The organism is Mesorhizobium sp. M0715, from assembly GCF_040320355.1.
Classification (GTDB): Bacteria; Pseudomonadota; Alphaproteobacteria; order Rhizobiales; family Rhizobiaceae; genus Mesorhizobium.
Window position 1 is genome coordinate 17,557 of record NZ_JAMYPL010000011.1, and the last position, 19,678, is coordinate 37,234.

The 19,678-nt window shown below is 60.8% G+C and carries 22 protein-coding genes; 19 read left to right on the top strand and 3 right to left on the bottom strand.

Annotation, left to right across the window (positions count from 1 at the left end; translation table 11 throughout):
* Positions 1-113 precede the first annotated feature (113 nt).
* The 6 genes from NKI21_RS15355 (at position 114) to NKI21_RS15380 (ending at position 7,161) form a co-directional block, all read left to right on the top strand.
* Entirely contained in the window at positions 114-782 is a 669-nt protein-coding gene (locus NKI21_RS15355; protein WP_031213875.1) for a hypothetical protein, read from the top strand.
* Between the two features lie 4 nt (positions 783-786).
* A complete protein-coding gene (locus tag NKI21_RS15360) occupies positions 787-1,290 on the top strand; it encodes a hypothetical protein (protein WP_031213873.1) in 504 nt (167 codons plus the stop codon).
* On the top strand, positions 1,290-3,776 hold the full coding sequence (locus tag NKI21_RS15365; RefSeq protein WP_352441215.1) for an HNH endonuclease: 2,487 nt from the start codon (positions 1,290-1,292) through the stop codon (positions 3,774-3,776). Before NKI21_RS15360 ends, NKI21_RS15365 begins: the two co-directional genes overlap by 1 nt.
* Entirely contained in the window at positions 3,764-4,057 is a 294-nt protein-coding gene (locus NKI21_RS15370; protein ID WP_023814084.1) for a hypothetical protein, read from the top strand. The genes NKI21_RS15365 and NKI21_RS15370 overlap by 13 nt, the downstream gene beginning before the upstream one ends.
* 8 nt (positions 4,058-4,065) lie before the next feature.
* Positions 4,066-4,380, top strand: a complete 315-nt coding sequence (locus NKI21_RS15375) for a hypothetical protein (protein WP_023814083.1) — start codon at positions 4,066-4,068, stop codon at positions 4,378-4,380.
* A gap of 432 nt (positions 4,381-4,812) precedes the next feature.
* A complete protein-coding gene (locus NKI21_RS15380) occupies positions 4,813-7,161 on the top strand; it encodes a glycoside hydrolase family protein (RefSeq protein ID WP_352866193.1) in 2,349 nt (782 codons plus the stop codon).
* Here NKI21_RS15380 and NKI21_RS15385 read toward each other — a convergent pair.
* On the bottom strand, positions 7,149-7,304 hold the full coding sequence (locus NKI21_RS15385) for a hypothetical protein (protein ID WP_352866195.1): 156 nt from the start codon (positions 7,302-7,304) through the stop codon (positions 7,149-7,151). The genes NKI21_RS15380 and NKI21_RS15385 overlap by 13 nt on opposite strands.
* Between NKI21_RS15385 and NKI21_RS15390 the strand changes: the two genes are divergently transcribed.
* The 9 genes from NKI21_RS15390 to NKI21_RS15430 all read left to right on the top strand — a co-directional run bounded on the left by NKI21_RS15390 (position 7,303) and on the right by NKI21_RS15430 (position 14,957).
* Positions 7,303-9,966, top strand: a complete 2,664-nt coding sequence (locus tag NKI21_RS15390; protein WP_352866198.1) for a right-handed parallel beta-helix repeat-containing protein — start codon at positions 7,303-7,305, stop codon at positions 9,964-9,966. The genes NKI21_RS15385 and NKI21_RS15390 overlap by 2 nt on opposite strands.
* A 67-nt stretch (positions 9,967-10,033) precedes the next feature.
* Positions 10,034-11,329 (top strand): hypothetical protein, encoded by a 1,296-nt coding sequence (locus NKI21_RS15395; protein WP_023814080.1) that lies wholly within the window; start codon positions 10,034-10,036, stop codon positions 11,327-11,329.
* A 35-nt stretch (positions 11,330-11,364) separates the two neighbouring features.
* A complete protein-coding gene (locus tag NKI21_RS15400; RefSeq protein WP_023814079.1) occupies positions 11,365-12,156 on the top strand; it encodes a class I SAM-dependent methyltransferase in 792 nt (263 codons plus the stop codon).
* Between the two features lie 473 nt (positions 12,157-12,629).
* Positions 12,630-13,340: a glycoside hydrolase family 108 protein gene (locus NKI21_RS15405; protein WP_352866201.1), complete on the top strand. Its 711-nt coding sequence runs from the start codon at positions 12,630-12,632 to the stop codon at positions 13,338-13,340.
* Entirely contained in the window at positions 13,337-13,555 is a 219-nt protein-coding gene (locus tag NKI21_RS15410; RefSeq protein WP_224699536.1) for a hypothetical protein, read from the top strand. The genes NKI21_RS15405 and NKI21_RS15410 overlap by 4 nt, the downstream gene beginning before the upstream one ends.
* 1 nt (position 13,556) lies before the next feature.
* Positions 13,557-13,790 (top strand): hypothetical protein, encoded by a 234-nt coding sequence (locus NKI21_RS15415; protein WP_023814075.1) that lies wholly within the window; start codon positions 13,557-13,559, stop codon positions 13,788-13,790.
* A complete protein-coding gene (locus NKI21_RS15420) occupies positions 13,775-13,960 on the top strand; it encodes a hypothetical protein (RefSeq protein ID WP_032909564.1) in 186 nt (61 codons plus the stop codon). Before NKI21_RS15415 ends, NKI21_RS15420 begins: the two co-directional genes overlap by 16 nt.
* A complete protein-coding gene (locus NKI21_RS15425) occupies positions 13,960-14,283 on the top strand; it encodes a hypothetical protein (protein WP_013530789.1) in 324 nt (107 codons plus the stop codon). The genes NKI21_RS15420 and NKI21_RS15425 overlap by 1 nt, the downstream gene beginning before the upstream one ends.
* Before the next feature lie 359 nt (positions 14,284-14,642).
* On the top strand, positions 14,643-14,957 hold the full coding sequence (locus NKI21_RS15430; protein WP_127297818.1) for a hypothetical protein: 315 nt from the start codon (positions 14,643-14,645) through the stop codon (positions 14,955-14,957).
* An 86-nt stretch (positions 14,958-15,043) separates the two neighbouring features.
* Here the strand turns inward: NKI21_RS15430 and NKI21_RS15435 are convergent, their stop codons facing one another.
* Both NKI21_RS15435 and NKI21_RS15440 read right to left on the bottom strand, forming a co-directional pair.
* Complete coding sequence (locus NKI21_RS15435) at positions 15,044-15,751, bottom strand: hypothetical protein (RefSeq protein ID WP_023814072.1); 708 nt, start codon at positions 15,749-15,751, stop codon at positions 15,044-15,046.
* Between the two features lie 39 nt (positions 15,752-15,790).
* Positions 15,791-15,961, bottom strand: a complete 171-nt coding sequence (locus NKI21_RS15440; RefSeq protein ID WP_164762750.1) for a hypothetical protein — start codon at positions 15,959-15,961, stop codon at positions 15,791-15,793.
* Positions 15,962-16,050: 89 nt separating this feature from the next.
* Here NKI21_RS15440 and NKI21_RS15445 point away from each other — a divergent pair, with 89 nt between their 5' ends.
* From NKI21_RS15445 to NKI21_RS15460, 4 genes are all read left to right on the top strand, one after another.
* On the top strand, positions 16,051-17,595 hold the full coding sequence (locus tag NKI21_RS15445) for a glycosyltransferase family 39 protein (RefSeq protein WP_352441207.1): 1,545 nt from the start codon (positions 16,051-16,053) through the stop codon (positions 17,593-17,595).
* A gap of 132 nt (positions 17,596-17,727) precedes the next feature.
* Positions 17,728-18,246, top strand: a complete 519-nt coding sequence (msrA, locus tag NKI21_RS15450; protein WP_023814070.1) for a peptide-methionine (S)-S-oxide reductase MsrA — start codon at positions 17,728-17,730, stop codon at positions 18,244-18,246.
* A gap of 25 nt (positions 18,247-18,271) precedes the next feature.
* Entirely contained in the window at positions 18,272-18,505 is a 234-nt protein-coding gene (locus NKI21_RS15455) for a hypothetical protein (RefSeq protein WP_155930624.1), read from the top strand.
* Positions 18,506-18,635: 130 nt separating this feature from the next.
* A complete protein-coding gene (locus tag NKI21_RS15460; protein WP_352441206.1) occupies positions 18,636-19,667 on the top strand; it encodes a formyltransferase family protein in 1,032 nt (343 codons plus the stop codon).
* The last annotated feature ends 11 nt before the right edge of the window (positions 19,668-19,678 follow it).

Sequence of the window (19,678 nt, forward strand, 5' to 3'; positions counted from 1 at the left end):
CGCCAATCTCATCTGCCGCGGTAGGTCGCACCCGGTCGTGCCGACCCCCCTCTGGCCTGCCGGCCATCTCCCCCTCGAGTGGGGAGATAACAATTCACCAAAGGATCCCCGAAATGACATCTCCCCATGCCGAAATCCTCGGGATGGCGCGGACGGCTGCCGAATTCGCCGCCGTCATCGCCTTGCTCGACACCGACCTCAACGACGCGCTTCACTGCAGAACCGAACTGGCGCAAGCCGAGGACCGCGCGGTCTTCGGCGATGGCGACCTGGCCGCCGCGCGTGCCGCGCTGGACGACTGCAACGACCAGATCGGGCTGCTGGAAAAGACCATCGACGCCGCCGGCAAGCGCCGTGCGGAGGCCGCGCAAGGCGAAGCGCGGGCCGACATCGCCGCGCTTGGCGACGAGATCAAGGCCAAAGCTGCAACGCTTGGCGAGCGCTGGGGCAGCGCCCGCCGGCTGGTCGAGCTGCTGCGCCAGGAATTGTTCGAGGCCGATGCGCTCGCCCGCACCATTGCCACCGCCAACGGCCTGTTCGATGCCGCCGGCGTCGCCGAGCTGAAGATCAATCTGACCACGACCCGCCGCGCCGCCATGGCCGGCCCGCGGGCCGCTGCACCCGCCCGTCTCAGCCGGCCGGCGTTGCAGGCCGACAGGCTGCTTGTGTCGTTCCTCACCCCCGGCGGTGCGCTCGACCCGCGCCCGGCGCTCGGCGCGCCGGTGGACGGCGTCAAAAGCAAATTCATTCCCGCAAACACCTCCTTTGGCGAACGAGGCTGAACGCATGTGCACACTTGCCCTTATCGGCACCGCCCTTTCTGTTGGCGGCGCGCTGGTCGAAGGCCAGCAGTCGAAGCAGATGGCCGACTATCAGGCCAAGGCCTACGGGCAGCAAGCGCAGGCCGAGGCGCAGAGTTCCGCCTTCGAGCAGAGCCAGGAGCGCCATAAGCAGGATCTCCTGCTGGGCCAGGCGCGTGCGCAGGCCGGCGCCTCGGGCGTCGGCATATCAGGCTCGCCGGCCGAGGTGCTGGCCGCCAATGCCAGGCAGGGCCAGCTTGATCTCGACGCGATCCAGTACGGCTCGAAACTGCGCCAGAACAGTCTCAATACGCAAGCCGCGCTCTCGCGCTTCTCCGGCAAGCAGGCGGTCACGGCCTCGATCTTCAAGGCCGGCAGCAATCTCGTATCGGGTCTCTCCGGCCTCTACGACCCGACCAAGGCCGTGACCTTCGGCAAGGGCGCCTTCCCACCGCCGCCGGGCGGCTCGTCCACCGGAGGCCTCTACTGATGGCCACCATTCCGCTCCACATAGCGCAGCGCCGGCTCGATGCCGGCAATGCGGTGCCGTACCCCGGGGGATCGCCGATTGGCGGCGCCATGCAGGGTCTTGGCGACCAGTTCTCGGCTATCGCCGAGCGCTACCAGCAGATGAAGGACCAGCAGGACGCGTTCGACGCCGAACTGGCGCGGCGGCGGTTCACCAGCCGGATCGGGCAAGCCGAAGACGAGGTGGCGGCCAACGCCCCGGCTGACGGCGCCGGCCTGCATGAGGCCATGTACGGCCAGGTCAATCCGCGCGACGGCCGGGTGGTCAAAACAGGCCTGTTCGACAGGCTGTTCGGCGATGCCTTGCCTGATATGCCCGAAAGCCAGCGTGCTGGTTTCGCCAGGCAGAAGGAGACGATGCGCGCGATTGGCGCACGGCGCATGGCGCAGCGGCAGCTCCAGCGCCGTGACGAGTATGAGTTGGCCGAGTGGACCAAGGTCGACACCATGTCCACGGGTTCCATCGCACAGGGCGACCCGAACGACGCCGAGACATTCGAGGCGATCCGGCAGAGCGGCTTCGACCTGATCGCCAAGATCGGCAACTCGATCATTCGGCAAACAGCCGAGGCCACCTGGCGCACCAACACGGCCAAGGCGCTGGTCCAGGCAATGATTGCCCAGGATCCGAAGCGGGCGGCTGAGATGCTGGGTGCGGGGCGGGCTGGCAGCCGGATCAAAGATGATACGGCCGAGGCGGTTGGTGGCCCACAGGCAAATACCACAAGTTTTGTGGCGCCAAGAGACGATCGCCTTGGCGAGCCGACGCCATATGAGCGAGCGGTGCAGGTTGTCCGGGACGACATCCCGCCTGAAGACAGGCCAGCGTTGGCCCAGAAAGCGCGGACCGCTGAGATCGCACGGCAGGTCGAAACACGAACCAACATCGGCCTCGCCGAACAGAATGCGCCAAGCTCCATCAGGGAAACTGGAACCTATTCCGGCCCCGTGCAGACTCCGGAGCAGTTCATCGCTCTCTACGGCGCCACCGAAGGCGTCAGGCGCTTCCAAGCCTTCAGCCAAGCAATGGATGTCAGTCGGCAATTCTACAGCATGCGTGGCATGTCGAATGAGGCCGTTTTGGCCAGAGTCAAAGAGTCCTCGCCCAAGGCCGATAGTGCTACGCCGGAAGAGGACAGCGCGCGTCATGAAGTAATAGCCACGGCCGCCGACCTCACGCTCAAAGAGAGGCAGGGCGATCCGGGTGGCTATGTACGTAAGACGTTCGCGAATCTCGATGCGGCTTGGAACAATCTTTCGACGCCGGAAGACTATCAGGCAGCCATCATCGGCTCGATCGCCGCTCAGCAGCAACTGGGCTTCGAGAAGATTCAACCGCTGCCCAATTCCGTGGCGGGAGGCGTCGTCGACGGACTCAAAAACGGAACAAACCCGCAAGATCCCGCCCTAAACAACCTCTTTGCTGCACTGCCTACCGAAGCTGCCCAAAAGGCAATGCTAGACCACCTAATTCGGACAAGTGCAGCGCAGACAGAGAGAAGCCTAGCTGATCGAACACGTCGCGATTGGATAGTCGACCCCGAAATGCTGCTCGATCTGCGCCAAGCAGCCGAGTTGGGTCTGCGGGACTCGCATGTAGAAGTCACGAATTACATTCCTACGCCCCAAGATAAGCTTGGCTACCTTATCGCCGGCGATAGTAAGCCAAGCAGCGTGCGGCGTAATCTGGCGCGGATGCTGGTTGGCTCCGAGGGAGCCGGCGAGCAGGGCATCTCGCTGCTCGGCATTGCGCCCATGGTCGCGGCCGATAAGGCTGTTGCGTCCGCGATGTCTGGCAACGTCGGCGACACCATTCTCAATGTCTTAGGAACGCTCCCCACCGAGAAATTGGTATCCGTCGGCCTGCAACAAGCCGGCAAGATTGCGGGGCCTTTGGTTAAGGAACTCTCGCAGGTCTTGAGGCGGTCCGACGACCTAGCGGAGGGGGCCGAGGCGCTTGTTCGCAGAAGCAGCGGCAAGCTCGCCGACTCGACGGAGGACGCTCTTTCTGAAGGAGCGGATCTTTACAAAGGCGTAGACGACTTACCTACACCCGGGTCCGAACCGCTGACAGAAGAAGCAGGCGACGGCGCTAGTCGAGGGCCGACCGGTCAATTCTATAGTGTGGTGTTCGAGACAGAGATAGATTCTGCATTATATCCGAACGTTTCGCGCCCACGCCATTTCCAGGCGGCCAACGAAGCCCTGCTGGTGCTAATGGAAAGAGAGCCGGATTTCGCGAAAGCTCTGCAAGATGCGGGAATTAACCTCCAGCGGACAAAGAGGGGGCTCGTTCCCCGAAGAGCGCCCCCCGGCTACACTTGGCACCACGACACAAAAGCCGGTGTGATGCAACTTGTCCCTAGATCGCAGCATGATCCTGGGACTATCTTTCAGAAAGCATTGCACCCGAATCGTCGAGGAGGATTTTCTTTATGGGGAAAATAATCAAGTTGTTGGATATTGTTGGACGGTTGTCGGACTTTGACGAGGATGACACGATTTATGTGGCGGAGCCTTGGACTGAAGATTCCAATGCAATGGTTGCGACCGCACCCGACGATAGCACGGTGCCTCCGAAGGCGGCAGCCAAAGCGGGGCTTACATATTTCATCGAGATATTCATTGCGATTGAATTTACCGAGGCCTGGGTAGCTTCACTGAAGGAAAAGCCCAGCCTGTCGGCTATCTGCCAAAGACTCATCGAATACGCCACCAATGATGCGTGAGGGGAAACATGGCGACTAACCCACGTTACGATGGACAGCCGCTGCTTAGGCTGCTGGAGCTTTATGTGCTCTGGGCCATTGGAGAACTTTCTCAAGAGTCGGAGGGTGGCTTGAAAAAGATGGCCCCCAAACTGCAATCTATCTATGGCGGCGACGGACAATGGCATGATGCAATTGCCCAAGCCATGCACATGCCCGAGGGAATGCCGGCAGCAATCCGGGATATGTGGGCAAAGAATCTCGAAATCGCCCGTGTCAATAATGTAACGCTTACGCCCCAGCAATTTGCCAAGATGTTCGTGGACAACAACTTCGCAGGTTGAACGCTGTTTTCTGATTGGAATTGCGGTGCTGGCTGGCGTTCTACGGCGCCCCCCTCGTCCTGCCCGACATCTCCTCGGAGGGGGATTACGGTGACGATGCACTTTTATGAATTCTATCGATACGGATCAGAGTGAAATCTAGACAAAGAAAATAGTGCAAGAGCACGACTCGCCAAATGTAGGCATCCCCGAAGCAAGAGCCTGGGCGCGAAATTATCTAAAAGATCGATAGTGCGTGCGAAAAGCGCGGCAACTGGGTTGCTGACCGAGGCGAAAAGGCTGATGCCGACCTTGTGCTGCAGTTACGGTGACAGCGCACTTTCATCGGTCCCACCCATGTGACTGGGGTTAACCTCCCGACGCGCCCACGCCCCAAAATCAGACCCTTTCACAGCCTCGCTTGCGCGGGGCTTTTTTCATGGAGCAAGCCTTATGGCCCGACCTGCAACCGCCGCCGTTCGCCTGTTGACCGGCGAGCGCGAACCCGTGCGCCTGGCAACGACGGCGAACCTGGAGACGATCGTCATCGACGGCGTTGCCTGGATCCAGGGCCTCAAAATGGTTGACGGCGTCCAGACAGCGACCGGCGACCGGGTGCTGGTCAAGGACCAGGCGGACGCCAGGCTGAACGGCATCTATACGGCCTCGGAAGGCTACTGGTACCGCGCCGCCGATGCGCGCACGGGGCGCACCATGCAGAAGGGAACGACGGTGCATGTCCAGGAGGGCACGGCTTCGGCCGCTTTCGTCTATGCCTTCCAGACAGTGAGCCCCGTGATCGGTGCCGACGACATTGTGCTGTCGTTTTACCAGTCCGACGACACCGTCGGCGATATCCAGGCAGCCGCGCAAGGCATCATCGACCGGGCCCAGGCCGCGGCGGACGTGGCGACGGGCGCCATGACGACGGTGCTCGATCCGCAATTCGCAACCAAGGCGACGGCAGAGGCATACTCACCGGCGATCGCGCCGGATTATATCAGGACTGCCGGCTATTCGCAGGTCGGCGACGGCCAAGCCCTCTACAGGAAGAATGGCACCATTTCGGCTGGCGGGGGCGGCCTGGCGATCACGCTGCAAGATGGGGCGAAAGCCGGCTTCGACATCATCAACGCACCGAGGGCAAAGGAGATCAACATTCGCGCTGCGGGCGCCGACACGGCAGCCGGCAACAACAGGACCGCGATCGTCAACGCCATTGCTGCCGCCGGGCAGGGCAGGGTGATCATCCCGGCTGGCACATTTTCGCTGGCCGGCAATATCGACATTCCGCAGGGGCTGATGGTCGAGTTTGACGACAAGGCGCTTTTACAGCGCACCGAGGACGCCACGCACCTATTCAACCTGAAGGGCGACAACCGCATCATCGCTCCAAAGGTCAACGGCGCCTGGAATCATGTCGCGGCTCCGAACGGCTTTGGCGTTTTCAACATCAGCGGCATTTCAGGCGTCACGATCGAGCATGGCACGCTCACCGGTACGCAAGGCGATCACTACCGCATTGCCGATTCCAACTGGGTCTACATTGACGACGCCAGGGGCGACACGGCGCGCAACATCGTCACCATTAACGACGATGTTTCCGGCACAAGTCACGTGTTTGTCCGCCGCGCTCGCGTGAGTGCCTATTTGAACGGTTTCGATGCAGAGAGCGACGACGACTGGCCGGTGAGCGATATCGAGGTGGATATCGACTGGACGCAGCTTGGCGGCGTTCAGCTTGGCGCGGCCGTCGCCTTCACCCGCAGCGCTGTGCCCGTCGGATCGGTGTTGAAGTACAAACGCCTTCGCATCAGTGCCAAATCCAGGGATGGCCTTTATGGTCTGGTGCTGCGAGGGGCCAAGGATATCGAGGTGCGCAGCCTGGTGACGGAAGGCGTGCAGCAAGGCATTCGCGCCGGCACCGGCCATCATATCGAAGATCTTCGCCTGCTGTCCTTCGACATCCAGGCGACACATCAGGGCATCTATATCGAAACCCCGGCTGGGCAACAGATCTCGCGCGGCGTCAGGATTGGCGCCGGCCGCATCTTTGGATTCACCCAGGCCAATGCCTATGGCGTCTTCAGCGCGGCGGATGAGACCATTGTGTCGGCTGACACGCTTGTCGACATGGGCGGCGCAGCCGCTTCCATCGGCGTTCGATTGAACGGCGACATGTCGCAAACCCATGCAGGCATCGCGGATGCGCGATCGTCCTATGTCGCCCTGTCGACACTATCGAGCGAACGGCAGAGGGCGACGGGTGGCCTTTTCAAGGCGACGACCGGCAGTGTCGTCAACGACGTGAAAGTCAGCGGATCCTCGCCAAACATCGAGGTGCGGGGCAACATCTACTCCGGCACGGCGACGGGCAAGCCAACCGATGACGGATCGCACATAGCGCTGATTGAAGGAAACCGGGGCGGCGATCTTTTCAAGGGCTATAAATCGACGCCGGACGCAACGCCCGTTCTTATGGTCTTCGAAGCCGGAAACAGCTTTGTTCCGATCAGGCCAGGGCAAGGCGCAAAGTTCACCGTCGATGTCGCTGCCCGCCGCACGGATGGTTCATCGTCGACCAGCGCCGGCTATGTGTTCGCCGGGGTGATCCGCAACACGGGCGGAACCCTGGCGATCGAAGGTGCGATCACCAAAACGGTGATCGGCGAATATGCAACCGACGCCGCATCGCTCGACGCGTCGGTCACCGCTGGGGCTTCCGGAATTGAGGTGACCGCTACCGGCGTCGCGGCAAAGACCTATGGCTGGAACGCCGTTGTGCGGCTTCAGGAGGTTTGATTCTGCTGAGAAGTTCGACGCCGCTGCGCCATCACAATCGCCATTGATGTCATCAGCCGGCTGATCGGCAGGCCCGAGGGACGGGCTCGCTGCATTGCAAGACCAAAATCTTTTTCAGCCTCGCTTTTGCGGGGCTTTTTCATGGAGCAAGCCAGCATGGCCCGATCTTCAGCCGCCGCCGTCCGCCTTCTGACCGGTGAGCGCGAACCCGTTCGTCTGGCAACGACCGCCAGCATTGCGTTTTTCGGCCTTCAGACCATCGACGGGGTGGCGACGGAGGTGGGCGACCGCGTGCTGGTCAAGGACCAGGCCGACCAGACGCAAAACGGTATCTACACGGTAAGCGAAGGCCGATGGTTCCGCGCCGCCGATGCCCGCACCGGGCGCACCATGCAGAAGGGAACGACGGTGCATGTCCAGCAGGGCAACGCCTCGGCCGATTTCGTCTTTGCCTTCCAGACGCTGAACCCTGTGATCGGTGCCGACGACATTGTGCTGTCGTTCTACCAGTCCGACGACACCGTCGGCGATATCCAGGCAGCCGCCCAAGGCATCATCGACCGGGCCCAGGCCGCGGCGGACGTGGCGACGGGCGCCATGACGACGGTGCTCGATCCGCAATTCGCAACCAAGGCGACGGCGGAGGCCTATTCCCCGCCGATAGCACCCACATACATCCGCACCGCCTTCTACGACAGCTCTCAGGTGGCAGGCAGCGGCGCTGTGTACCGCAAGAATGGAACGAATGCCGGGGATTTGGTGATCACGCTGAGCGATGGCATGATGAAGACGGGCTATACTCTCGCCTCAACCCCGGTGACGGCATCAATGCTCGGGGCGCGTGGTGGCGGTGCGAATGCCACGGCTGCAATAGGTGCACTGCTCGCGGGCAGCTATCCGCATGTGCTGATTGACGGCTCCTACCAGACAGACGGCAACCACACGATCTCGACAGCGAAGAAGCGCGTCGAATGCCTGGGCGGCTCTGCTCTGATCCTGCGCACGCCAGTCGGTACCGTTACCGCCCACCATCCCGTCATCGATATCGCTGCCGATGACGTCCTGATAGACGGGGACCTCACGATCGATGGTGGATCACATGCCGGCTACCAGGCTTCTATCGGTATTCGCGTCGGCCTTTCCACTGGTGCACGCCGGAAGCGGCCGACAATTCGCGGCGTGAAAGTCCGCAATCTTGGCCTTGCCGGCGTGATGGCGCTCTGTGTCGACAGCCCGACGATTGAGGACATTGACGGCTATAACATCGTCACGCCAACCGGCGGCGAGTTTGGCGATACGGTTTACGTGGCCGGCGTCCGCAAGCCGATCGTGCGCAACATCCGGTCGGCGAAGTGCAAACGCGACGGCGTCGTGTTGACCTATACGGGGAATCTAAACACCACCGACGTGTTGGTCGACGGGGTTTTCGCGGATGCACATCTCGACAGCCCCTCCGCCGGTGTCTGGGTGGAGATGACCGGTGCGCGAGATCCACGAGGGATCATAACCAACGTGGTGGCGAATGACTGTCTGGTTGGCGTAGCTGCGACTGACGCCAACAGCGAGATCGTCATTTCGAATGTCAAGGCAATCGGCAACCGGCTCTCCGGTAGTTCTGCCGGTAACGTCTTCGGCGTTCAGATTCAGTCGGGCCGGCTCGATAACTGGTACATCGATCGCTACAACACAGCCCTGCAATTGGAGCCAAACGGCGAATATCAGTTCGCCCTCAGCTCGCAAGTTGGATCGTTTGCGACTGGCGAAACGGTCAGCGGCGGCACCTCTGGCTCAACCGGAACCCTGCGGTTCCAACATTTTGAAATCCTCATCACCGGTTCAACCGTCGACTATGAACTCGGTGAGACGGTGACTGGCGGTTCATCCGGCGCGACGGGCATCTTGGTCGACTTCTTTGCCAGCGTGCTGAGGGTCTTGCCGATAAGCGGGACGTTTCAGGCCGCTGAAACAATCACTGGGGGCACCTCTGCGGTTGCCAAAACGGCAAACAGCGCGACCCGGCGCATCTATGTGCGCGGTTCGGCCGGCATCTTTCCGGCTGGCGAGACGATCACGGGCGGAACGTCAGGTGCCACAGCCGTAATCGCCGCGCCCTACCAGACGCCTCTTGCGATCGGTCCGGGCACGTTGATGAACTGCTCGACCGACGCCATTGTCGTTGCGAACGTCGTGACACCGGCGAGCCTTAGCCTTTCTGGCATCAGGGGAAACACCCAGTCGCATGGCATCCGGTTCAACCTTTCCGTGGGCCAGCGGCTGCGCAAAGCCAGTCTCAGGGACATCGCCCTGAAGAACTCGACCTCCATTGGCATTGCCTTTCGGGTAACCACCGGCGGCGCAATAGACGAAATGCTGGTCGATGGTTTCGACATGTCGGAATGGGTTGGCGATGGCACCGGCAGTTCCATCACGGCCGGCATCGTGACCCGGTTTATTGGCGGCAACAATCCCGGCCTGCAGGGGACGTCGAGTGTGCCGATCAATCTGACCGTCAACACAACGCTGTCCGGACTTCATAACCGGGCACTCTGCCACAACAACGGCGCCGGCGCGACGTGGACACATACGCTGCCGCCTGCCGTGCCTGGCCTTCGGATCGGTTTTGCCGGAGTGCACGCAACCCATGTCATGAACATCGAGCCCAACGGGACGGACACGATCAAGGGCGGCGGTGCAGGGAAATATCTCATTCTCGATCCCGGCGAGCGTGTAACCCTGGAGGCATACGCAACGGGCTCATGGGTGGTCAGCGCGACAGTCGGCTGGGCGGGCGATTTCGAGTTGTAGACTTTGTCGTTGTGAATGACCGAATCGCCTAGGTTGCTTTTTTGATCCAAATGGACGAACGAAAGATATGGTCCTCGCTCTGTGGTCAATGGTGGCCGTGACCACCGTTATACTTGTAGCCCGCCACAATCGGGTTTCTGTTGTAGCGATTGGCTATGTCGGCCTTCTTGCTTATTCGGTGCCCGCGCTGATTGGCTTCACGCGGCCTGTGAGCGCGAAAGGATTGGTGCCATATCTCGAGCCGGCATCGTCGGAAGCAATTCTGGTGATGGTCGCTGCTTGGCTAGGGTTCGGGCTGGCGCTGCTGCTGATGCCTTCGTCTGTGGACGGGGGGCGTCCCCCTTGTTACCAGCTGCACCCGATGCGGGTCACCTGGTTCATTCGGTGCACGCTGATCATTTCTTTAGCCTGCTATGCATGGATGGCAAACAGGGCTGGACTTGAGTGGTACGCGATGGAGCGTGCCGACATCTATGACGCTGTTGGTGGGCTCATTTCCATCGTGTGGCGTTGGGTCAGCGGCATCGGCCTTCTGGCATCGATCTATTTCGATAGGTTGTGGGGTCGCGGCGCTCGTATTAATCAAGCCATCTTTGCGTTAATGGTCGCACTTAATGCGATCGCGGGCGATCGGACTGTCCCGGTGATCTTGGCAATGGCGTTTGCCATCGTGTTATTGTGGGAGTGGCCGATAACGAAGGCGGCCCTGCATTGGAAGGCATGGGCGATCGGGCTGGCGACGCTTGCGATCATCTTCTTTATGAAGCCCTTCTATCTGGCCTACAAACGCGACCTGCCGTTTGGCAGGATGCTGACAGGCGGTTCTGATCCGATGGCTATGGTGGCCTCCTGGGAAGCCTTCGGCACTCATGAAAACATCGAAGGGCTGATTAGGAGTAGCACGACCTATCCATGGTGGAACACGGTTCGCGATACCTTGGCGCAACTGCTAATTCAGCCGTCGGCCTTCGGCTTCGACAGCACTGGGTTCAACACGGTGCTCCAGACCCAGATATTTTCGCAGGCGTTGTACGGCTTGGCTGGTACATTCTGGGGGCAGGCGTGGGCGATTGGTGGTATTCCCGTTGTGATCGTATTTGGGTTGATCTATGGCGGAGCGTTGGTGGCGTTGCACCATGCTTCGCTCAAAAGTAAGGGTATGTGGTTCTTCTTCTGGATCATCCTCGGCAGCGTGATTGGGGTCTATGCGCACCGGAATGCCTTGGAGAACGTTCTTGCGCAGGCACGGCAGCCATTCGTCGGTTTCGTGACGATTCAGGTCTTGGTGTGGGTACTGCTCTTCGGGCGCTTCCATACCAGCGTTCCGGCTGTTCCGATTGTGGGTCGAGACTACGGCAAATGAACTGATGTTGAGCAGCGCCTTGGGGAGGCAAATGAATGGTGGAGCAGGTATATCTCGATCGGCAGCATGATCGTCTTGTATTCATCGACCGACCAGCCGACGAAGGATTCTGGGACGATCGTTGGGCGCAATCCCTAACAGCAGCGGACATTCGGAAAAAGAGCGTCTTTGTCCAGCATGTTACCCGAAAGTATTTAAGCCCGTCTGATCGAGTGATTGATGCAGGCTGCGGTGTGGCCAACACAGTCTTTGGGCTCCATCACGCAGGGTTCGAGGCATACGGATTAGACTTTGCCCCCGTAACCATCGCTAGGATCAAAAAGCACGCCCCCGAACTTAATATCGTTCTCGGTGACGTGCGAGAAATGCCATTCGAGGATGCCTTTTTCGAAGGGGTGTGGTCCTTGGGGGTGATCGAACACTTCAAGGATGGTTACGCATCGATCATCGAGGAGGCACGCCGAGTGCTGAAACCCGGCGGACTCCTTTTCCTAACTGTCCCCAGCGTGTCGCCATTGAGGCGTCTAAAGATGCGGCTCGGTCGATACGAAGATGTGAGTGCCGCGGACATGGCCCGATTTTACCAATTTGCCTTCACCCCGAACGATACAATTAGAACGATCAGCGGGATGGGGTTCCGGCTTTTGGAAAGTCGGTCCAGGGGCGGATATCTGGGGTTGATGCGGGAAAGCAACTTGTTAAAGCGCCTGCTTGAACCATTGTATGAGAGCCGGTCGCGACCGATGGTGACCTTACGACGTGCGATCGACCTAGTGATCAGCCCAGTATCCTTTCACACAAAGCTGTTCGTCTTCAAAAAGCACTAGCTGAACTCGCTGAATTTTCGAACTCCGACCTCAGTTACTTGTATCCAGCGAGTTGTCGCGGGATCGTCTTCGTACGGCATGAACGTGGTTCGGCGCTTCGACTGAAGTCCTATTGATCTTTATCCTGACGGAGCTTCTCATCGATGTCTCTCAGGCTTTTGTTGTACGCGCGCGTCTCTCGCCGCACCCCTATCGTGGCAATAACTACCCACGCGATAGAAAAGGCGCCGATGAGTATTCCTAAAACTAAATGTTTTATGTCAGGCATATGTGCTTTTATACGTCCTAGGTGTCAATCACTTACCGAGCGCACGAGTCTCTTGCCGACACTCAGAATTTTAAAGTCTGTATCTGCCAACTTGGCGAATGATATCCAGAATCATAATCGCCCGCGCCAAACCTAACCTCCACCCGGCGAACATACCAAAAATCAAAAACTGAACAACTGCCCGGAAGGGCGGAAAGGAACCACCATGGACCGCAACTTCGCGCGGGCGCTTGCGCTTGTTCTCAAATCGGAAGGCGGGTGGTCGGACAATCCGGCTGACCCCGGCGGCGCCACCATGAAGGGCGTGACGCTTGCCAGCTTCCGCCGCTATGTGAAGGCCGACGCGAGGAAGGCGGATCTGCGTGCGATCAGCGACGCGCAGGTCGCCACCGTTTATCGCCGCTTCTACTGGGACGCTGTGCTCGGCGCCGAATTGCCCGATGGCGTCGACCATGCGGTGTTCGATTTCGCCGTCAACAGCGGGCCTGGCCGGGCGGCCAAATATTTGCAGGCGGCCGTCGGCGTTGCGCAGGACGGGCGGATCGGACCGGTCACCGTCGCGGCGGCCGAGGCAAAGCCGGCCGGCGTCACCATCGATGCGCTTTGCGATGCGCGGCTGGCGTTCCTCAAGCGGTTGCCGACATGGGCAACATTCGGGCGCGGCTGGTCCGATCGTGTCAGGTCGGTGCGGGTTCAGGCCCTGCTGATGTCGGCGCAGGGCCCCGCGGCACCGGTGGCCGCGCCGGCGTCGCCCAGGTTTGAGACATCGGCTGATGTGATGCCGGCGACCCAGCCCGTGCAGCCGGCATCCGGCGGCAAGACGGCTGCCGCGGCCGGCATCCTCGTTCTCATGGCCGGAGCGCTCGCGGCCTTCCGGCATCGGGTCGCCGATTTTTTCGGGGGCCTGTTTCAATGACATGGTTCAACACCAATGCGCTGCACAATCTCCTCAACACGCTGATCGCCATCATCTGCGGCGGCGCGCTCGCCGGCTTCGACTGGACGCTGCTCGGGGTGAGCGACCGCACCGCGCTTCAGATCAGCGGCGCCATTGCCCTTGCCAAGATCATCATCAACGCGGTGCGTGACGGGCCGCGCGGCATGGTCGCGCCGCCGGCCAAGGAGACATGAGATGGGAACACTCGCCCTCGCGCTGCTTGGCCAGGCCTGGCCGTATCTTCTGGCAATGGGCGCCGCGCTTGCCGGTGTCTGGACCGCCTATGCCAAGGGCAAGGCCAGCCAGAAGGCCAGGCAGGATGCCGCCGACGCAGCGGCGCGCACCGAAGCCCAGAAGATCGACGATGCCGTCGCCGGCCGGGCGCCGGACGACAACAGGGGGAGGCTGGCCAGATGGTCAAAATCATAGCGCTCTCGCTCCTGCTGGCCGGCTGCACCAAATCAGGCGGGTCGTTCTGCGCGGCCGGGCATCCCCTCCGGCCGACAAGGGCAGAGGCGGCGACCCTTTCCGATGCGTCGGTGGCGGCGATCCTGGCTCACAACGAAAAGGGCCAGAAACTTTGCGGCTGGAGGCCATGATGAACGATCTTTTCGACCTGCTCGGCATCAAGGGACCGGTCGTGGCGGCGGGTCTCGCCGGCGGCGTTCTGCGCGCGCTGTCGCGGCATCGCTACAAGCTGCGCGAAATGGTGGCCTCGCCGATCTGCGGCGCACTTGCGGCGGCCTACCTGACGCTGCCGGCGGTTTCCTACGCCAGGATCGCCGGCCTGCCGATGCCCGATCCCGCCGACGACACCACCACGCTGGCGGCTGCCTTCCTGATCGGCGTCTGCGCCATGTGGATTTCGGACGTGCTGTTCGAGTTTGTGGTGCGGAGATTCAAGCCGGGGGTGGAGGAGTAGCTATTGGCACCGCGTCGTCTGTTGGCTACTGCCTCGGAATTACCGAGGCAGGCAACCTGGCGCGGCGCTGCTCTCATTTCCAGAAACGACCGCTGCCCGCTTCGGCTCACGCCGGGGCGGCTTTTTTGTATTTCCGATCGGCTATTGCTGAGCGGCATTCGATCTGACCGGTCTCGTCATCGCCCGTTGTCACAAGCAAGTTAATCATGTCGGTTATGCATAATGATTATTGTTAATTTTTGATTGATGCACTGAAACTAGATAAAGACTTGAGCGGATGAAGTGTTCATATATTGTTAAACAAGAGGTAGACCACAGAAGACGGAAGCCATCTCCATCATCAAACGGGAGTAGCTTTCATGAACAAGTTCACTGTTATTTTAGCCGCTGTTGCAGTTGCATCGTCCGTTGGAGCCGCCGAGGCAGGTTGTGGGTGCGGAGGTTCGGGCGGCTGGGGAGGCAATTCGGGCAGCCTGATCAATGTTTCGCCATCCATCGACCTTGGCAAGATCACCGCGCTGAACGACGTGCTCAGCGGCAACAACATCCTGAGCGGCAATGTCGTCTCAGGCATTCTGAACGGCAACAAGACCAACATCGTCGGTGGCGTTCTGAGCGGGCTCGGCGTCAACCTGCTGGGCGGCAACAGCTACAGGCTGGGCAAGCGCCACTAGTTCGGCGCTGCATTCCAATCATCGAAGACAACCCAAAATAGCCCGTTCCGGTTCGCCGGGCGGGCTATTTTCGCGTGTCGGGCCGATCAAGCGAGGATGTTGACCGCGCGTGCCGCGACCAGCGCGATGGTCAGCAGCGAGATCATGGCCTCGGCCATCATCAGCAGCTTGGCGCGCTGGGAGAGTGGCAAGGTATCGGTGGGCGAAAATGCGGTCGCATTGGTGAAGGCGAGGAAGAAATAATCGACGAAGCCGGGCAGCCAGTCTCGAAGCTCACGGTCGTTCAACGTCATCTGCGCGAACAGGAAATCGGCCTGTGCGAGCTTGACGAGGCCGCAGGTCGGCGGACCGCCGCGGTCGGTGCTCCAGAACCACAAGGCAAACACGATGACGTTGGTAACCCAGATGTTGAGTGCGTCGATCAGCAGCGTCGTACCGCTGTTGCCGGCATGGCCCTCCAGCAAGGCACGCACCAGCAGGACCAGCGAACCGCAATTCATGATGCTGATGATGGCGGTCATGGTCAGGGCTGTTCTGCGGATCATGACCCGAAACTGGCCGATCGCATGCCACTCGTGGTCCTCGACCGCCTTTCGGGTAGCGGCCTGTGTCCAGGCGGTGGCCACCGACAAGGGCAGCAGCAGGGCCGCCTCCAGCGCGGGCGCCACCCAGCGCGGCCCGAATGAGAGATTGTTGATGACCAGAAGCTGCAGGCAGATGATGACGAGAACGGCCGCACGGGCCATCCAGAAATCGAGCGCACGGTAATGAATGACGGCATGGTGGTGGCGCATTTTTCAAATCCTGGATGCTTTTTTGGGGACGGGAGCCGGTCAGGCGTAGGCGACACCTGCCGCGATCACGCCCAAGGCGCCATGCCCGGCATGTTCAGGGTGCTGCGGGATGGCGTGTTCCATTGTTGTCTTGCTGGCATGTGATGACGGGAGAGGCGGCATGGTGGCGCGAAACTCTGCCTCAATCTTGGTTTTGCCATGGTCGGCCAAGTATACATTTTCGTAAGCTTCAAGTTCTGGGCTGTTCGTAAAACCGTCCGGTGTGATTTATCCACCGCATGACGCGAATCGACGAACCCATGAACGGTTGGCTGCCGGTCGGCAGTTCTGTTCCAGGCGACTGGCGGCAGTCGTCGATCTGGCCGGGTCTGATGCGCTATCCAGAAGCCGGCCTGGCGCTTTTATGCCTGACGCAGATCCTGTGCTGGACCGTGGTTCCGGCGCTTGTCGATGCCGCCCCGCCCGGCGATGTCGTCGAGAGCTTCATGTGGGGCCGCGAATGGGTGCTTTTGACCTACAAGCATCCGCAGCTCCCCGGCTGGCTGCTCGAGATCAGCCATCTTCTGACCGGATCGTTCCGCTGGCCGCAATATCTGCTCGCCCAGCTTGTCGTCTCGGCGACCTTCGTCTTCGTCTACCTGCTGGCCCGCGACATGCTCGGGAGAACCCGCGCGCTGGCCGCCGTGCTTTTGATGCCGTCATTGTATTTCTTCGGCTGGCCGACACCGCAGTTCAATCATGATTACGCGCAGATGCCCTTCTGGGCCGCAATCTGCTGGCTGCTGTGGCGTGCGGGCCGTGGCGGTGGGCCGGGCTGGTGGCTGCCGCTCGGACTGGTGTCGGGCGTCGGGCTCTATGCCAAGTTTTCCACCGGGTTGCTGTTGCTCTTCGGGGCGATCTGGCTGTTGTCGGACACACGGGCACGCAACCGGCTCGCCACGCCCTGGCCCTGGCTTGGGCTCGCGGTTTTCCTCGCCGTCGCCGCGCCGCTGGCCGTCCAGCTCTACCGCATCGATTTCCTGCCGCTGACCTATGTCGCCGGCCGCGATGAATGGGTGTTGGTCCACCGCGCCCGCCTTTACTATATCGGTGTCCAAATGGCGGGGCTCTGCGGCTTATTGCTGGTGCTGTCGATATCGGGGCTGTTGCGGCGTTCGCCCGCGCCGGAACAGCCCATCGAGAGCGGCGCGCTGGCCTATCTCGTGTGGATGGGGCTTGGTCCGGCGGTGCTTGTCATGGTGGCTTCGCTGTTCACCGGCGCCGGCGAGGCGTGGGGCGCGCCGATGTACAATCTGGTCGGCGTTGTGGCGCTCGCCTTGCTGGGTCATCGGCTCGGCGCCGTCGAACTGCGACGGCTGGCGATCTGCGCGTTCGCCTGCATCCTCGGCATGTCCGGTGCCTATGCGGGCATCCGCTGGACGAGTTGCAATTTGCGCGGGCGCATGGATGCCGTCTGCTGGCCAGCGCGGCAGATTTCGGACGAAGCCGAGGCGGTCTGGCACGCGGCGGTGCCCGGTCGGCTCGACATCGTCGGCGGCGATACCCGCATCGCGTTGCTGGCGGGCCTCAACGCCTATGACAAGCCGTCGATCTTCACCGACCTCGACATGCGGCTCGCCCCCTGGATCACCAGCCAGCGGCTGCGCGATCACGGCATGCTCCTGGTCTGGCCCGGGAGCGGCGTGCCACCTCGGCTGCTGGCGTGGCTGGGCAACATCCCCGTCAAGACCGTTCTTTTCGACTGGTCGCTCAGGGCACCACCGGTGGCGATCAGCTTTGCCGCCATTCCGCCTGGCATGAAGCTACCGGGTTTGATCGACAGGCTCGCCCAAACGAGCAACTGAAGTAGATCCACCGCGTCCGCTGGACGAAGCAGGTGACAATGCCCATTTATGGCGAGACCACTTGCTTTTACGCAATTCCAGACGGAAAACCGCTACACACTTTTCCTGGAATTGCTTTTGAGGAGACGTGACATGGCGACTTCGACCGAACGTGCAGTCCTTGCCGGCGGCTGTTTCTGGGGCATGCAGGATTTGATACGGCGCTATCCCGGCGTCATCTCCACCCGTGTCGGCTACAGCGGCGGCGACGTGCTCAACGCCACCTACCGCAACCACGGCACCCACGCAGAAGCCATCGAGATCAATTTCGATCCGGCCATCATAAGCTTTCGCACGCTGCTGGAACGCTTTTTCCAGATCCACGATCCGACGACCCGCAACCGCCAGGGCAACGATGTCGGGACGAGTTATCGCTCGGCGATCTATTACACCAGCGACGAACAGAAGCGCGTCGCCGAGGACACCATCGCCGATGTCGATGCCTCGGGCCTGTGGCCGGGCAAGGTCGTCACCGAAGTCGCACCCGTTGGTCCATTCTGGGAAGCCGAGCCCGAGCATCAGGACTATCTGGAGAAATATCCCGACGGATACACCTGCCACTTCGTCAGGCCAGGCTGGAAGCTGCCGGTTCGCGAGACGGCGGTTTCGTAGATTTGCAACTGCGATTTGCCCTGCATTGCTGCTCGACGGTGTCGTCGAGCAGATCATCGCATCCAAACCCCTTTCGGTCAGCGCGGCTTGTCGCGTCGGTGAAGCCATCGAGCTTTCACCAATGTGCGAAAGCGCCCTTCGAACACCTTCGTCAACGGCGAATGCGGATGCGGTAGGCAAACACGGTCAGGCGGTTGACAGCCTGCCGTATCGCGGTCCAACTGCGCAGGAAGAGTTGATTTCGGGAGACGGGCCGTGAAAAAAGTTTACGAAAAGCCAGTGTTTGTAAAACGCGAGCGTCTTTCGGTTGTCACTGCCTTGGCATCGCCTTCCACTCAGCCGACCTGACAAGCTCGCCCTGACCTGTCGGCCCGTTTGAGCCGCCGAAGATGAGGCCGATCGAATCGACCGATCACTCGGAGCCGATCACAGCCGTTTTTGTCCTCGATATCTCTAACTATACGGGGCCTCTGCTCGCCGGCTGGCTAGAGGCTGGAAATGCAATTGGCGCGATCATCGTGCCCGGGTTCCGGCGTCGTCCCACCGGTTTCAGCATTGGCAATTTCCGGCGAAGGCTTCAACGCAAGCTGCTGCTCAGGCGGTTTATCGGTAACACGCCTGTCAAGTTGATCGAATTTGGCCGCCCTTACGATTGGAATGCGCTTGGTCGGCAATTGTCTGACGTCCGCGCCGATGTGCTGGTCTGCTACACTTTGCCTGTCTTGATCCCTCAAGAGGTTCTTGGCCATTTTTCCAAAGGCGGGGTCAACCTCCACCCGGCGCTGCTCCCCGACTATCGAGGGCCCCACCCGATCCAGCGCTTGGCCGTGGACGGCCGGCATGCGGCTCATGGCGGCGTCACGCTCCACAAGATGTCCGCCGGTTTTGACGAGGGTGACATTCTCGGGCAGGTGCCGTTTTCCGAAGCTGACTGGACATCGAGAGAAGCCCTGGTCGACAGCACGGCAACCGCTATGCGGATTCTGGTGAGCGAGGCGGTGCCGACCTACTGCCGGGGGCTGTTGTCAGGAATGCCGCAACCGAAAGGCGATTTCGTCTGGGCGCGGCTTCAGCCCAGCCACCTGATAATCTCGCCGGCCATGTCGGTCGAGCATGTTGTACGGCTATGGCATGTGCTTGGCCTTCTGCCAGGCATCTATCTTGAAATCGGAACGCGCAAAGTCAGGCTGGGATTCCAGATCAGAAGGCTGGGGCCCTGCACAGGAAAGGCCCCGGTCAGGCGGTGGGGAACAGTGGAATTTGATCTCGCCAACGGTCGGGTCCTGTATTTTACCTACGGTAGAGTGCTCAAACGGCTGCTCAATTCGAAACACCTATTTTCGCGCCCGCCCGCCGGGAGACCCGCTCCAGAAATCCGGCTGTTCGGCAAAGCGCGTGCTGCGGACCAGAAAAACGGATGAAGTCGCTGGGC

Coding starts and splice junctions, on each gene's coding strand:
- NKI21_RS15405 (WP_352866201.1), top strand. CDS start 12,630: ATGGACCGCAACTTCGCGCGGGCGCTTGCGCTTGTTCTCAAATCGGAA.
- NKI21_RS15355 (WP_031213875.1), top strand. CDS start 114: ATGACATCTCCCCATGCCGAAATCCTCGGGATGGCGCGGACGGCTGCC.
- NKI21_RS15460 (WP_352441206.1), top strand. CDS start 18,636: ATGAGGCCGATCGAATCGACCGATCACTCGGAGCCGATCACAGCCGTT.
- NKI21_RS15395 (WP_023814080.1), top strand. CDS start 10,034: ATGGTCCTCGCTCTGTGGTCAATGGTGGCCGTGACCACCGTTATACTT.
- NKI21_RS15380 (WP_352866193.1), top strand. CDS start 4,813: ATGGCCCGACCTGCAACCGCCGCCGTTCGCCTGTTGACCGGCGAGCGC.
- msrA (WP_023814070.1), top strand. CDS start 17,728: ATGGCGACTTCGACCGAACGTGCAGTCCTTGCCGGCGGCTGTTTCTGG.
- NKI21_RS15435 (WP_023814072.1), bottom strand. CDS start 15,751: ATGCGCCACCACCATGCCGTCATTCATTACCGTGCGCTCGATTTCTGG.
- NKI21_RS15420 (WP_032909564.1), top strand. CDS start 13,775: ATGGTCAAAATCATAGCGCTCTCGCTCCTGCTGGCCGGCTGCACCAAA.
- NKI21_RS15370 (WP_023814084.1), top strand. CDS start 3,764: ATGGGGAAAATAATCAAGTTGTTGGATATTGTTGGACGGTTGTCGGAC.
- NKI21_RS15375 (WP_023814083.1), top strand. CDS start 4,066: ATGGCGACTAACCCACGTTACGATGGACAGCCGCTGCTTAGGCTGCTG.
- NKI21_RS15415 (WP_023814075.1), top strand. CDS start 13,557: ATGGGAACACTCGCCCTCGCGCTGCTTGGCCAGGCCTGGCCGTATCTT.
- NKI21_RS15445 (WP_352441207.1), top strand. CDS start 16,051: ATGAACGGTTGGCTGCCGGTCGGCAGTTCTGTTCCAGGCGACTGGCGG.
- NKI21_RS15410 (WP_224699536.1), top strand. CDS start 13,337: ATGACATGGTTCAACACCAATGCGCTGCACAATCTCCTCAACACGCTG.
- NKI21_RS15385 (WP_352866195.1), bottom strand. CDS start 7,304: ATGAAAAAGCCCCGCAAAAGCGAGGCTGAAAAAGATTTTGGTCTTGCA.
- NKI21_RS15390 (WP_352866198.1), top strand. CDS start 7,303: ATGGAGCAAGCCAGCATGGCCCGATCTTCAGCCGCCGCCGTCCGCCTT.
- NKI21_RS15400 (WP_023814079.1), top strand. CDS start 11,365: ATGGTGGAGCAGGTATATCTCGATCGGCAGCATGATCGTCTTGTATTC.
- NKI21_RS15360 (WP_031213873.1), top strand. CDS start 787: ATGTGCACACTTGCCCTTATCGGCACCGCCCTTTCTGTTGGCGGCGCG.
- NKI21_RS15430 (WP_127297818.1), top strand. CDS start 14,643: ATGAACAAGTTCACTGTTATTTTAGCCGCTGTTGCAGTTGCATCGTCC.
- NKI21_RS15365 (WP_352441215.1), top strand. CDS start 1,290: ATGGCCACCATTCCGCTCCACATAGCGCAGCGCCGGCTCGATGCCGGC.
- NKI21_RS15425 (WP_013530789.1), top strand. CDS start 13,960: ATGAACGATCTTTTCGACCTGCTCGGCATCAAGGGACCGGTCGTGGCG.